This window comes from Sinorhizobium sp. FG01, from assembly GCF_002531875.1.
Lineage (GTDB): Bacteria > Pseudomonadota > Alphaproteobacteria > Rhizobiales > Rhizobiaceae > Sinorhizobium > Sinorhizobium fredii_C.
Genome location: NZ_NWTB01000011.1, coordinates 197,232 through 210,469 on the forward strand (window position 1 = coordinate 197,232; position 13,238 = coordinate 210,469).

Annotated in this window: 12 protein-coding genes; 3 read left to right on the forward strand and 9 right to left on the reverse strand. The window is 63.2% G+C overall.

What is annotated here, in order from left to right:
- Positions 1-134: 134 nt before the first annotated feature.
- From CO656_RS19920 to tpiA, 7 genes are all read right to left on the reverse strand, one after another.
- Positions 135-455, reverse strand: a complete 321-nt coding sequence (locus CO656_RS19920) for a septum formation initiator family protein (RefSeq protein WP_097526856.1) — start codon at positions 453-455, stop codon at positions 135-137.
- A 290-nt stretch (positions 456-745) separates the two neighbouring features.
- Positions 746-2,020, reverse strand: a complete 1,275-nt coding sequence (gene eno / locus CO656_RS19925; protein ID WP_037423149.1) for a phosphopyruvate hydratase — start codon at positions 2,018-2,020, stop codon at positions 746-748.
- 143 nt (positions 2,021-2,163) lie between these two features.
- Entirely contained in the window at positions 2,164-3,006 is an 843-nt protein-coding gene (gene kdsA, locus CO656_RS19930; protein ID WP_176536522.1) for a 3-deoxy-8-phosphooctulonate synthase, read from the reverse strand.
- Positions 3,006-3,893, reverse strand: a complete 888-nt coding sequence (locus CO656_RS19935; protein ID WP_037423152.1) for a VOC family protein — start codon at positions 3,891-3,893, stop codon at positions 3,006-3,008. Before CO656_RS19935 ends, kdsA begins: the two co-directional genes overlap by 1 nt.
- Positions 3,894-4,065: 172 nt before the next feature.
- Entirely contained in the window at positions 4,066-5,703 is a 1,638-nt protein-coding gene (locus tag CO656_RS19940; protein WP_162109154.1) for a CTP synthase, read from the reverse strand.
- Between the two features lie 139 nt (positions 5,704-5,842).
- A complete protein-coding gene (gene secG, locus CO656_RS19945) occupies positions 5,843-6,316 on the reverse strand; it encodes a preprotein translocase subunit SecG (protein WP_037423158.1) in 474 nt (157 codons plus the stop codon).
- Between the two features lie 133 nt (positions 6,317-6,449).
- Positions 6,450-7,220 carry a triose-phosphate isomerase gene (tpiA, locus tag CO656_RS19950; protein ID WP_037423160.1) on the reverse strand — a complete coding sequence of 257 codons (771 nt, stop codon included), beginning with the start codon at positions 7,218-7,220 and terminating at the stop codon, positions 6,450-6,452.
- 214 nt (positions 7,221-7,434) lie between these two features.
- On the opposite strand from tpiA, the gene CO656_RS19955 reads away from it, so the two are divergent.
- Positions 7,435-8,061 carry a cytochrome b gene (locus CO656_RS19955; protein ID WP_097526857.1) on the forward strand — a complete coding sequence of 209 codons (627 nt, stop codon included), beginning with the start codon at positions 7,435-7,437 and terminating at the stop codon, positions 8,059-8,061.
- The gene (locus tag CO656_RS19960; RefSeq protein ID WP_037423164.1) at positions 8,058-8,642 is read left to right on the forward strand and encodes a YceI family protein; all 585 of its coding nucleotides are present in this window, start codon (positions 8,058-8,060) and stop codon (positions 8,640-8,642) included. The genes CO656_RS19955 and CO656_RS19960 overlap by 4 nt, the downstream gene beginning before the upstream one ends.
- A gap of 6 nt (positions 8,643-8,648) precedes the next feature.
- Here the strand turns inward: CO656_RS19960 and CO656_RS19965 are convergent, their stop codons facing one another.
- Positions 8,649-9,965 (reverse strand): FAD-binding oxidoreductase, encoded by a 1,317-nt coding sequence (locus CO656_RS19965; RefSeq protein ID WP_097526858.1) that lies wholly within the window; start codon positions 9,963-9,965, stop codon positions 8,649-8,651.
- 33 nt (positions 9,966-9,998) lie between these two features.
- Positions 9,999-10,919 carry an alpha/beta fold hydrolase gene (locus CO656_RS19970; protein ID WP_097526859.1) on the reverse strand — a complete coding sequence of 307 codons (921 nt, stop codon included), beginning with the start codon at positions 10,917-10,919 and terminating at the stop codon, positions 9,999-10,001.
- A 198-nt stretch (positions 10,920-11,117) separates the two neighbouring features.
- Here CO656_RS19970 and parE point away from each other — a divergent pair, with 198 nt between their 5' ends.
- Complete coding sequence (gene parE, locus CO656_RS19975) at positions 11,118-13,181, forward strand: DNA topoisomerase IV subunit B (protein WP_037423167.1); 2,064 nt, start codon at positions 11,118-11,120, stop codon at positions 13,179-13,181.
- The last annotated feature ends 57 nt before the right edge of the window (positions 13,182-13,238 follow it).

The window sequence follows — 13,238 nt, forward strand, 5'->3', positions numbered from 1 at the left end:
TTCCTCCCAATGGTTAGCCTTTGGTGGGCTACCATAGGCAAAGAAGCGCGCCGCAGCAATGCCATATTTGCATGGCTATCATTCAAGGCAAATAGCTGAATTTAAACGTTTATTTGTGATTAACCGAATTTCAGTTAATTCGCTGGGCGATGAAAAATGACGATCTCGTCGCTACGCGACATATTGAGCGCGAGGCGAGCCTTCTCATCCAGCATGTCTCTTTCCAACGAACCGTCACTCATCAGCTCGACCTCCTTTTCCAGGATTTGCCGCCTTTGAGTGAGCTCGTCGAGCCGTGCCTGCCGCTCGGCGATCTGGCGGTCGAACTCCTCCGTCGCCCTTAAGCCGTAACCGCCATGGATCGAATGATAGCCGAAGTAGGAAAGAAAGGCGACTGCGATCACCGGCACTACCAGCCGCCCCAGTCTCCGCTTCTTGTGATGCCGTGTCCACATCGTCGATGCCCTGCTACGCAATACCAAGGCAGACTAGCGCCGATTGATTAACCGACCGTTGACCATGAATGGCAGGGAAAAGGAAACCCGCCGGCCGTGAGGCAGGCGGGTTTGGAATATTGCGGGTTGTCGGCAGGCATTTTGGCTTAATTTGCCCTCACCTCAGTCCCCTCTCCCCGCACGCGGGGAGAGGGGACTGACGTGGCACCCGCGAGTCCCTTCTCCCCGCGAGCGGGGAGAAGGTGCCGCTAGGCGGATGAGGGGCAGCCGCTGCGCCGCTTAGCCAATAATCACCCCCGCAGGATCGACCGACCCGCGTAGGCCGCCTGCAGGCCGAGCTGTTCCTCGATGCGGATCAGCTGATTGTACTTGGCAAGCCGGTCGGAACGGGCGAGCGAACCGGTCTTGATCTGACCGCAATTGGTGGCAACCGCCAGATCGGCGATCGTCGAATCCTCGGTTTCGCCGGAACGGTGCGACATGACGGCGGTGTAGCGGGCCTTGTGGGCCGTCTCGACGGCATCGAGCGTCTCGGAAAGCGAGCCGATCTGGTTGACCTTGACGAGGATCGAGTTGGCGACGCCCATCTTGATGCCGTCGCGCAGCCGCGCGGAGTTGGTGACGAAGAGGTCGTCGCCGACGAGCTGGCACTTGTTGCCGATGAGGTCGGTCAGCGCCTTCCAGCCGTCCCAGTCGTCTTCGGCCATGCCGTCCTCGATCGAGATGATCGGATACTTGGCGGCAAGCTCTGCGAGGTATTCGGCCATGGCACCCGGCTCCAGCGTCCGGCCCTCGCCTTCGAGCACGTATTTGCCGTCCTTGAAGAACTCCGTCGAGGCGCAGTCGAGCGCGACATACATGTCCTCACCCGGCTTGTAGCCGGCTTTCTCGATCGACTTCATGATGAAGTCGAGGGCCGCAGGCGCGGAAGCCAAGCCCGGCGCGAAGCCGCCTTCGTCGCCGACATTGGTGTTATGGCCTTCGGCGGCGAGCTGCTTCTTCAGCGTGTGGAAGACTTCCGAACCCATGCGGACGGCATCCTTCAGCGTTTCGGCGCCCACCGGCATGATCATGAATTCCTGGAAGTCGATCGGGTTGTCGGCATGCGCGCCGCCGTTGATGATGTTCATCATCGGCACCGGCAGGAGATGTGCGTTCGGGCCGCCGACGTAACGGTAGAGCGGCAGGCCGGCCGCTTCCGCCGCAGCCTTGGCGACGGCGAGCGACACGCCGAGAATGGCGTTGGCGCCGAGGCGCGACTTGTTCGACGTGCCGTCGAGCTCGATCATCGTCTTGTCGATCTGGATCTGGTTCTCGGCATCGAGACCGCCGATCGCCTCGAAGATCTCGCCGTTGACGGCGTCGACGGCTCGCTCTACGCCCTTGCCGAGATAGCGGGTGCCGCCGTCGCGCAGCTCGACCGCTTCATGCGCGCCGGTCGAAGCGCCCGAGGGAACGGCGGCGCGGCCGAAGCTGCCGTCCTCGAGATGAACATCGACCTCGACGGTCGGGTTGCCGCGGCTGTCGAGGATCTCTCGGCCGATGATGTCGATGATCGCAGTCATGATCTCTTCCCTGCTTGTGGACGTTGGTGATGGTCGGCCTGTCTTAATGGATGGCCCTGAAATTACAATGGCGCTGGGCGCCGGGAGCACGGGGTGCCGTCGTGCGTCATGAGAATTTCACGCGCGGCGCGGCACCTGCTCTTTCAAGTCTTGGCGATGGCATCGAAGGCGAGCAGTTTCTCGAGGAGCCGCGGCATGTCCTTGAGCGGCACCATGTTCGGGCCATCGGAGGGAGCGTTATCCGGATCCTCATGCGTCTCGATGAAGACGCCGGCAACGCCGACGGCAACGGCGGCGCGTGCCAGGGTCTCGACGAACTCCCGCTGGCCGCCTGAGGAGCCGCCCTGCCCACCGGGCTGCTGCACCGAATGGGTGGCGTCGAACACGACCGGGGCCCCGAGCGCCGCCATGATCGGCAGCGAGCGCATGTCGGAAACGAGCGTGTTGTAGCCGAAGGATGCGCCGCGCTCGCAGAGAAGGACGTTCGGGTTGCCGCTCATCGTGAATTTGGCGAGCACGTTCTTCATGTCCCAGGGCGCCAGGAACTGGCCCTTCTTGACGTTGATGGCGCGCCCGGTCTTGGCGGCCGCTACGAGAAGATCGGTCTGACGCGACAAGAAGGCCGGGATCTGCAGAATGTCGACGGTCTCGGCGACCGCGGCGCACTGCTCTTCCGTGTGGATGTCGGTCAGCACCGGGAAGCCGAATTCACGCTTGAGGTCGGCAAAGATTTCCATCGCCTTTTCAATGCCGATGCCGCGCTTGCCGGAGAGCGAGGTGCGGTTCGCCTTGTCGAAGGACGACTTGTAGACGAGGCCGAGACCGAGCGACTTGCAGAGTTCGACCAGCCTGCCGGCGATCATGAAGGCATGCTCGCGGCTTTCCATCTGACAGGGGCCGGCGATCAGCGTCAGCCGCTCCTGTTGGGAGAACACCACCTGGCCGGCACCCTCGCCGACGACGACCCTTGCATTCGTTTCCATCATCATACTCCAAATGCGAAAATCACCCCCTGCCCCGGCGCTTCCGGGACAACGAGGCGTCCGCCCATTTCTGAAAATTCAATGTCGTTCTGCGCAAACAGCGCGCGCGTCGCTTCGAGATCGGCGACGCGGAACACCACGGCACGGCCGCGCAAGCCGCGGTCGGTCGCACTGACGGAGCGGCCATAGAAGGCCTCCATCCCTGCAGGGTTCAAGACCGACAGTTTGACGCTGCCGGCCTGGATGTCCATGCCGAAGGAATGGGCCGAGACCTCGCGCTCGTCGACCGCTTCCTGCAGCAGATATTGGAAATCCGTCGGATTGGGTTCGGAAAGAACAACCTCGCCGATGCCGGTCACGCCGTTCTCGTGATTGGTGAGCGCGCCGTCGACAGGCAGGGCGCGGATCCGCTGGCAACTGAACAGGAAGAAGTCGGGCGCGCGCAGGTCGGCGGCAAATGCCAGGCGGAAGGAGCCGAGCGCCTCGCGTCCGTCCGGCAGGCGCATGGGCCGCGAGAATTCCAGCATCTCGCCGCCGGAGATGCCGCAGGACCGATAGCGGATGTGGTCGGTGGCGGCATCGGGCGTCCCGAGCACGACCGCCGAGAGACCCTCGGGCCCTTGCCGGAAACGGAACGCCTGATCGCGCGCCACAAAGGCGTTGCCTCCAAGCGCGGCGGCCTCGCACTCTTCACGCGAGGCGATGGCGAGCGGCTCGATGTATGTATCGCCGGGGAAGAAGACACAGGCGTTCTCGGTGCCGAAGGGATGGCGCGCATCTCCTGCCACGGTGAAGCCGAGATCGCCGAGGCGCCGCCTCGCCTGCCCGAGTTCCGCCACCGGCAGCACGAGATGATCGAGCGGGCGGGCGGTGCGGGTAGGCAGGTTCATGGCGATTTCCCTGGTGACCGGTTTGCCGCTGTTTGCAACTTTTGACCGATGATTGCAAGCGGCAGCGGGACAGGCGTCGAATGCAGCCACCTCACGCAAGCATGCGAGGCGCCAATAGGCGCACGGCCGGCCTTGGGGACCGGCCGCGAAATCGGGACATGCGGGGTGAAGGCTACACTAGCCGCGACTGTTCGAGCGCTGCCTCGATGAAGCTCGCAAACAGAGGATGCGGATCAAGTGGCCGGGACTTCAGCTCCGGATGGTACTGAACGCCGATGAACCAGGGATGATCCGGATATTCTACCGTCTCCGGCAGCACGCCGTCCGGTGACATGCCGGAGAACACGAGGCCGCAGGATTCCAGTCGCTCCTTGTAGTCGACATTGACCTCGTAGCGATGGCGATGGCGCTCGGAGATATCCGGAGATCCATAGATCCCGGCGATCTTCGTATCGGGCTTGAGGGCTGCACGGTAGGCACCGAGGCGCATGGTGCCGCCGAGATCGCCGGAGGCCGAGCGCTTCTCGAGCGCGTTGCCCTTCACCCATTCGGTCATCAGACCGACGACTGGCTCCTTGGTGGGGCCGAATTCGGTCGAGGATGCCTTGTCGATGCCGGCGAGATTGCGGGCGGCCTCGACCACGGCCATCTGCATGCCGAAGCAGATGCCGAAATAGGGCACCTTACGTTCGCGGGCAAAGCGCGCCGCGTTGATCTTGCCCTCCGAACCGCGTTCGCCGAAGCCGCCGGGAACCAGAATGCCGTGGACCTTCTCGAGATAGGGCGCCGGATCCTCCTTCTCGAAGACCTCGGACTCGATCCATTCGAGCTTGACCTTGACGCGATTGGCGATGCCGCCGTGATAGAGCGCCTCGATCAGCGACTTATAGGCATCCTTAAGGCCGGTATATTTGCCGACGATCGCGATCGTCACTTCGCCTTCCGGCGTGCGGATCCGGTGCGCCACATTCTCCCAGGCTTCCATGCGCGGCTTCGGCGCCGGCTCGATGCCGAAGGCGGCGAGCACTTCGTTGTCGAGGCCTTCCTTATGATAGGCGATCGGCACGTCGTAGATCGACGCCACGTCGAGCGCCTGGATGACTGCCGATTGCCGCACATTGCAGAAGAGCGACAGCTTGCGGCGCTCCGCTTCCGGGATCTCCCGATCGGCGCGAACGAGCAGAATGTCGGGGTGGATACCGAGCGCCTGCAACTCCTTGACCGAGTGCTGGGTCGGCTTGGTCTTGAGCTCGCCCGCCGCCGGAATATAGGGCATCAGCGTCAGGTGGACATAGACGGCGGTGCCGCGCGGCAGGTCGTTGCCGAGCTGGCGGATCGCCTCCATGAAGGGCATTGCCTCGATGTCGCCGACGGTGCCGCCGATTTCGCAGATGACAAAGTCGTAGTCTTCGTTGCCTTCGGTGACGAAGTTCTTGATCTCGTTGGTGACGTGCGGGATCACCTGAACCGTCGCCCCGAGATAGTCGCCGCGCCGTTCCTTGTCGATGATGTTCTTATAGATCCGGCCCGTGGTGATGTTGTCGGTCTTCGTCGCCGATCGGCCGGTGAAACGCTCGTAGTGGCCGAGATCGAGGTCGGTTTCGGCCCCATCGTCGGTGACGAACACCTCGCCATGCTGCGTCGGGCTCATCGTGCCGGGATCGACATTGAGATACGGGTCGAGCTTGCGCAGCCTCACGCGGTAGCCACGCGCCTGCAGCAGCGCTCCGAGAGCGGCCGCAGCGATGCCTTTTCCGAGGGAGGAGACCACGCCGCCAGTGATGAATACATATCGCGCCATGGGAGTCACCGGATACCTTTTCACAAACGATTCCGCCACCGAAAAAATTCGTCTTCCCGAATTTTTCCGTTTCTCGGTGCGGCAGATTTCACACAAAACAAAACCGGCGGATGAAACATCCGCCGGCGGGTTCTTCTGAACTTCGGCCTTACTGGCCGCTCGGAACTTGCGATCCGGTATTGCCGTTGGCGCCGGGGGCCGGAGCCGGGGCGGCCGGCTGAGCAGCCGGAGTGGCGGGCTGGGCCGCGCCTTCTGCCGGAACCGCGTTGTTGGCGCCATTGCCGTTCGCCGGAGCCCCAGTGTTGCCGCCGGCTGGCGCCGTCTGGCCGCCGCCGAGCGAATCCAGCACGCCGCCGCTCGAGCTCGTGCCCGGAATACGCTCGAGAATATCGGTCGCCTGCGGCTCGTAGCGCGCGAGGATGCCCATCGCCAGCGCCAGAGCGAAGAACAGGAAGGCGAGGACCGCAGTCGTGCGGGTCAGCGCATTGGCCGTGCCGCGGGCGGACATGAAGCCCGAACCGCCGCCTATGCCGAGACCGCCACCTTCGGAGCGCTGAATGAGGACGACGCCGATCAGGGCGACGACGACCATGAGATAAACGACGAGGAGTACGGTCTGCATCAGCTTCCAGTCCTGCCCTCTTCGGGGCATTCGAATCGAACGATCGCGGCCACATCAGGGGCCGCGCCAAATTTCGCGCCTCTTTATACCAAGCCGCCGGCTATTCCAAGCCCCTGCCCGCCGTACGCGGCGGTCAGGCAGTCAATTCTTCATAGGCCCCGTAGATGGCGAGGAAGTCTTCCGCTTTCAAGCTGGCGCCGCCGATCAGCGCACCGTCGACATTGGCGACGCCCATCAATTCCTTGGCATTGGAAGGCTTGACGGAGCCGCCATAGAGGATGCGCATTTTGCCGCCCTCGGAACCGAAGCGGGAGACAAGCTCGGCACGCATGAAGGCATGCGCCTCTTCCACGTCTCCGACGGTCGGCGTCAAACCGGTGCCGATCGCCCAGACCGGCTCATAGGCGATCACCGTGCTCTCCGCCGTCGCGCCATCCGGCAGGCTGCCGGCGAGCTGGCGCTTCAGGACGTCGAGCGTCTTGCCGCCTTTGCGTTCCTCTCCCGTCTCGCCAATGCAGACAATGGCGACGAGGCCCGCCGCATGCGCGGCTTCGGTCTTCGCCCTTACCAGTGCGTCGGTTTCGGCGTGATCGGTGCGGCGTTCGGAATGACCGACGATCACATGGGTGCCGAAGCAGTCGGCGATCATCTCGGCAGAAACATCGCCGGTGTGGGCGCCCGATTGCTTCTGGTGGCAGTTCTGCGCGCCGATCATCAGCGGGCTGTCGTCGCAAAGCGCAGTCGCAACGTAAAGCAGCGTCGCCGGCGGGCAGATCAACGTCTCGACCCTGGCGGAAAGCTCGCCCTTGACGCCCTCGGCCATAGCCTTGATCTGGTCCAGCGATGCACGCGTACCATTCATCTTCCAGTTGCCGGCAACGAGCGGGCGAATGTCAGGCGTCATCAGTTCTTCCTCCGGGATCCAAGCCTCTCGGGCAAGCGGCCTAGCAAATCGGTTAGGCAAATGAAAGCACCTCGCCGCAGATTCCGGCGCCATCCGGCCAATAGGTGCTGCGCGTATGAACGATCCCGGAGCGAACTTTGGACTGGAGCATTTCGAATAAAACGAAGCCTTGGGGCGTCTCACGTCAACGGCAGACAGCTGGTCAAGTCACCCAATGCTGCGCAACCGCGAGAACGGCTTCGGAACGGTAACGATCGTGCTGCACTGGACGATCGCGCTGCTCATCCTCGGCCTGATGCTCGTCGGCTTCGCCATGCGGCGAACCGAGCTCGATCCGGCGCTGCAGTTCTCGCTTTACCAATGGCACAAGTCGCTCGGCTTGACTGCCTTGGGGCTCGCGCTCTTGAGAGCCCTCTGGTGGCTGGCAGAGCGGACCCCGCAGCCCGTTCCGGGCCTCCATCCGTTTGAATATGCCGCGGCGCGCCAAACGCACAGGATATTGATCCTCCTTGGGGTCATCGTGCCGCTGGCCGGCTGGGCCGTCGCCTCCGCCTCGACACTGAACATGCCGAGCTTCTACTTCAACATCATCGTCATACCGCATCTACCGCTGCCGCAATCGGAAAGCGCCGAGGCGTTCTGGGCCCGCACTCACGCATTGCTCGCCTATGTCATGCTCGTTTTGGTGGCCATCCACGCTGTGGCGGCGCTCTATCATCAGTTCGTCCGAGGCGACGAGGTGTTGATCCGCATGCTGCGCTCCGCCTCCAGCAGGAGCGATGCGGGGCCAGTCCCGGGTGGAGAAACCAACAGGCCCCTTGCCGGGAGGAATGATCCATGAGCGCTCATCGCCATCTCGCCCTGACTGCAGCCTTCGCGTTGATCGCTGCTGCTCTACCGGCCAACGCACAGGCGCCGTCGCTCGCGGATGCGGCCGGAAGCTACAGCATCTCCAACTCCTCGCGCATCCATTTCAGCATCGGGCAGACGGGCGGCGGCGGAATCGCCGGCAACTTCGCAAAGTTCTCCGGCAAGTTTCGGATAGATGGCGGCAACGTCTCGCGTTCGTCGGTCGAGTTCACGCTCTTTCCGGAGAGCGTCAGGGCCAGGGAGCGCCGCATCGAGAATTTCCTGCGGTCGAGCGCGGTCTTCGACACGGCCAATTTTCAGACGGTGACCTTCCGCTCCACAAACGTCACCCAGACCGGCCCCGGTAGCGCGACGGTAGAGGGTGCACTGACGGCGCGTGGCAAGACGCGCAAGGAACGCTTCGCCGTCACCCTGATCGACTGGGACAAGCGCTCGATTTCCTTCACCATCCGCGGCAGCATCCGCCGCTCACCCTACGGCATGGACGTCGGCACCCCCATTTATTCCAACGTGGTCGAGTTCGACATGAACATTAAGGGAGTGAGGCGTTGACCGTCGTCAGCCCTTGAAAGCAAGCGCCGTGCGCCTCCAGAAATCCGAAACGATAGCCGGATCTCGCAGCGCTTCGAGTTTTTGCCAGGACGGGAAGGAGGCCTCGAAAACCGCGGGGCTCATGCGGAAATCCGCGCTCGGATTCACCGCCCCGCCGACTTCGACGGCAATGCGGTCCAAAGCGTCGAACAGTTTTACGGTCGCTTCGCCTTGATAGGCGAAGTCCAAGGTCAGTGCGAAACCCGGCCGAGGAAAGGAAAGCAAGCCTCGCCCTTCGGCGTCCCCGAAACGGTGCACCGCAGTCAGGAAGGAGGCGTGGCCGTGTTCGCGCGCGGTCTTCAAGAGGCGAAGCGTCGTCTCCTCGGCATTCTCGGCCGGATAGACGCTTTGGTGCCGACAAGGACCCAGCGGCCCGTAGAGCCGGTGCCAGGCACCGAGCCGGTCAAGCGGATGGAAATAGGACGTCCATTTTACCGTCGAGACCATTTCACCGGGCGCTTCGCTGCGAAAGCGATATTCGTTAAGGGCCTTCACCGTCAGGGAATTCAGCGGATTGAACGGCGGGGACAGGGGCAGCGAAGGCTTTGGTCCCTTGGGGATGTCCGGATATTCGCAGGATGCGTCGGCGTGATCGGCAGCCCAGAGCACGCCCCTGCCCGTCCGCCGGCCGCCGGCCATTTGATCGATCCAGGCGACGGAATATTCATGCTCTTCGCCGACACGGTCCACCAGTGCGAAATAGTCCTCGAGACATTCGAAGCGAATGGTGTGCTGTTGGACATGCGGCGAAGGCACTTTCATCAGCCGCAGTTCGGCATCGAGGATCAGTCCAGTCAGGCCCATGCCGCCGATCGTGGCGGCAAAGAGCTCGGCGTTCTCCTCGGCGGAACAGACCAGACGTTCGCCGTCCGAGCGCAGCAGCGTCAGGCGCCGGACATGATTGCCGAAGGCGCCGCGGGCATGATGGTTTTTGCCATGAACGTCATTGGCGATGGCGCCGCCGACCGTGACGAGACCCGACCCCGGTGTCACCGGCAGGAAGAAGCGATGCGGTATGACCTTGACGAGAATGTCGCGCAGCGTGGCGCCGGCCTCGCAGGTCATCACCCCGGTCCCCGGATCGAAGGCGAGGATGCGGCCGTGCCTGGCGCCGTCGATCAACGTTCCTCGATCATTACGGCAGACATCGCCATAGCTCAGGCCGTTGCCGAAGGGCAGATAGGCCAGGGGCGCGCCCGTACCGAGCCGATCCTCGTAGTCGTCCGGCGAGATGGCGCCTTGGGGATGCTCCTGCAGCCAACGCCAGCTTTCAACCTTGTTCATGCGGAATTTCCATTAACGACCGCGAGCATTCGGCTAACGCTCAAGAATCCAGTTCAGCGCATCCCGCCAGTCGGTCATGCGCACCGGTGTCCCATGCGAACCGGTCTCAAACAGCACGAAGCGAGCGGGATAGTCCTTGCTCTTCAGCGAGCGATAGAGCGCAACCTGCGCCTCGGCGGCATAGACGCTGTCATTGCTGCCATGGCTGAAGAACATCGGCAGCCTTGCCTTGTAGGCGGCACTCTCCTGAAACGCTGGGTCCGCGACCCCGCCCATCACCATCATGCCGCTCAATACCGCGGTCGCCTGCTGATCGCGCGATATGCCCCAGCAGATGAAACTGCCCATGGAAGCGCAGGCCAAGACGACCGGCCGGTTGCCGGATCGCTCGGCGGCAAAGTGGATCAGCGCCGCAATATCAGCCACGCCTGCCGCATCGAAGGAGCGCACGCTTGGCGCATAATAAGTACCGCCATTGTTGACCGCCAGATTTTTCAGCCGGTTGAAATTACCGCCGAAGGAGAAGTCGTTGGCGCCGAGGCGGCGGTCGCCGCCGCGCCCGTGAATGAAGATTACCGTGAAGGCTGCCCCACGATTCCCGCCGACGCGCGTGACGTCGAGAGAACGGCTGTCGAGGTCGAGCGTCTCGTTGGCCTGGGAACTCTTGACGCCGAGCGATAAATAGGCCCGCTTGACGCGCCGCTCCGGAATCTGATCGCGACCGTTGATATCCCTGATCTCCTGGTAGTCGATAACGCGGAAATCGCCGCCATCCTCCTCCCGCAGGATTCCGGGATAGCCGAACAATGCATCCTTGTAGGGCTGCAACGGTTTCGCCTCGGCGGCGAGGACAACGCTTGAAAGGAGCAGCGCGGCAATCAGGCACCGGACGGAGAAAACAATTGTGGACATAGACACCCGACGGGCTCCCTGGTTCGGCTCATGCCTTGCCATCGGCACCTTCGCGACGCAACACTCAAGCCGCAATTCACCGCATTGTCGGGCCTTCACATCCGCAAATTCGCCTTTTGTTCGCGCTTTCAGCAAGACTCTGGCAGAATTCCGGTGATTCGGACGCCAGGGGATGGCGACGGCGACGCGGTCTTGCTATTGCCTTGCCGATAGAGACGACAGGAACGATCTAACCACTCCATGGACGACAGCAGCGACCTCTTTTCCGCCATGCCCTTGCAGCCGAAGCCGGCCGATGCCGGCGCGCCGCGCAAGCCGACGGCGCCTGCCGCCGGCAACGATGTAGCGCGGCCCGCACCGAAGAGCAGCGATGGCAGCGATTACGACGCTTCGGCAATCGAGGTCCTCGAGGGGCTGGAACCGGTACGCCGGCGGCCGGGCATGTATATCGGCGGAACGGACGAAAAGGCACTGCACCACCTCTTTGCCGAGGTGATCGACAACTCGATGGACGAGGCGGTCGCCGGCCACGCCAACTTCATCGAAGTCAACCTCGATGCAGAAGGCTTCCTGACGGTGACCGACAACGGCCGCGGCATTCCGGTCGAAAACCACCCGAAATTCCCTAACAAGTCGACCCTCGAAGTGGTCATGACGGTGCTGCATGCCGGCGGCAAGTTCGACGGCAAGGCTTACGAGACTTCGGGCGGCCTGCATGGCGTCGGTGTTTCGGTGGTCAATGCGCTGTCGGACTCGCTCGAGGTCGAGGTGGCGCGCAACCGCAAACTCTACCGGCAGCGCTTCTCCCGCGGCATTCCGCAGGGCGGACTCGAAGAGCTCGGCGAAGTGCACAATCGCCGGGGCACCAAGGTCCGCTTCCATCCGGACCCGCAGATTTTCGGCCCGCATGCCCGCTTCGAGCCGGCGCGGCTCTTCCGCATGGCCCGCTCCAAGGCCTATCTCTTCGGCGGCGTCGAGATCCGCTGGTCCTGCGACCCATCGCTGTTGCCGGAAGGCTCGGAGACCCCGGACAGGGCAGTGTTCCACTTCCCCGGCGGTCTCAAGGACTATCTCGCGGCGACGCTCGGCAAGGAATTCACCGTCACCCGCGAGATCTTTGCCGGCAAGTCTGAAAAGGCGGGCGGCCACGGCTCGCTCGAATGGGCGGTTACCTGGTATGGCGGCGACCAGCAAATCCACTCCTACTGCAACACGATCCCGACGCCCGAAGGCGGCACGCACGAGGCGGGGCTGCGCATCGCGCTGACCAAGGGCCTGAAGAACTACGCCGAACTCACCCAGAACAAGCGGGCCGCGATCGTCACGACCGACGACGTGATGATCTCGGCAGCAGGGATGCTCTCGGTCTTCATCCGGGAGCCGGAATTCGTTGGGCAGACGAAGGACAAGCTGGCGACCGTCGAAGCCCAGCGCATCGTCGAAAATGCGCTCCGCGACCCCTTCGACCACTACCTTGCCGACAATCCGGCGGAAGCCGCAAAGCTTCTCGACTGGGTCATCGAGCGGGCCGAAGAACGCGTCCGCCGGCGCAAGGAAAAGGAAGTCAACCGCAAGACCGCGGTGCGCAAGCTGCGCCTTCCCGGCAAGCTCGCCGACTGCGCGCAGAACACGGCGGAAGGCGCAGAGCTCTTCATCGTCGAGGGTGACTCGGCCGGCGGCTCGGCCAAGCAGGCGCGCAATCGCGCCAACCAGGCGATCCTGCCCTTGCGCGGCAAGATCCTCAACGTCGCCAGCGCCGGCCGCGAGAAGCTCGGCGCCAACCAGCAGATCACCGATCTCGTCCAGGCGCTCGGCTGCGGCACGCGGTCGAAGTACCGCGAAGAGGACCTCCGCTACGAGCGCGTCATCATCATGACCGACGCGGACGTCGACGGCGCCCACATCGCCTCGCTGCTGATCACCTTCTTCTATCAGGAGATGCCGGAGCTTATCCGCAGCGGCCACCTCTATCTCGCGGTGCCGCCGCTCTACCGCTTGAGCCAGGGTTCGAAGACGCTCTATGCCCGCGACGACGCGCATCGCGAAGAACTGATGCGCACCGAATTCAACGGCCGCGGCAAGGTCGAGATCGGCCGGTTCAAGGGTTTGGGCGAGATGCTGCCGGCGCAGCTCAAGGAAACGACCATGGATCCGGCCAACCGGACCCTGCTCAAGGTCGAGATCGACGACGTCGATTTCGAGGGCACGCGCGAGGCCGTCGACAACCTGATGGGCACAAAGGCCGACGCCCGCTTCCGCTTCATCCAGGAGCGCGCCGTGTTCGCGGAGAATCTGGATATTTGAGGCGCTTGCCGGTCATTGGCGCAATGCATAGATGCCCCTCACCCTAGCCCTCTCCCC

Bases quoted from the DNA above. Each gene is read 5' to 3' on its own strand.
- tpiA (WP_037423160.1), bottom strand. From the start codon at position 7,220: ATGACGCCTGACATTCGCCCGCTCGTTGCCGGCAACTGGAAGATGAAT.
- CO656_RS19970 (WP_097526859.1), bottom strand. From the start codon at position 10,919: ATGGCAAGGCATGAGCCGAACCAGGGAGCCCGTCGGGTGTCTATGTCC.
- CO656_RS19935 (WP_037423152.1), bottom strand. From the start codon at position 3,893: ATGAACCTGCCTACCCGCACCGCCCGCCCGCTCGATCATCTCGTGCTG.
- CO656_RS19960 (WP_037423164.1), top strand. From the start codon at position 8,058: ATGAGCGCTCATCGCCATCTCGCCCTGACTGCAGCCTTCGCGTTGATC.
- CO656_RS19955 (WP_097526857.1), top strand. From the start codon at position 7,435: ATGCTGCGCAACCGCGAGAACGGCTTCGGAACGGTAACGATCGTGCTG.
- kdsA (WP_176536522.1), bottom strand. From the start codon at position 3,006: ATGATGGAAACGAATGCAAGGGTCGTCGTCGGCGAGGGTGCCGGCCAG.
- eno (WP_037423149.1), bottom strand. From the start codon at position 2,020: ATGACTGCGATCATCGACATCATCGGCCGAGAGATCCTCGACAGCCGC.
- parE (WP_037423167.1), top strand. From the start codon at position 11,118: ATGGACGACAGCAGCGACCTCTTTTCCGCCATGCCCTTGCAGCCGAAG.
- CO656_RS19965 (WP_097526858.1), bottom strand. From the start codon at position 9,965: ATGAACAAGGTTGAAAGCTGGCGTTGGCTGCAGGAGCATCCCCAAGGC.
- secG (WP_037423158.1), bottom strand. From the start codon at position 6,316: ATGCAGACCGTACTCCTCGTCGTTTATCTCATGGTCGTCGTCGCCCTG.
- CO656_RS19920 (WP_097526856.1), bottom strand. From the start codon at position 455: ATGTGGACACGGCATCACAAGAAGCGGAGACTGGGGCGGCTGGTAGTG.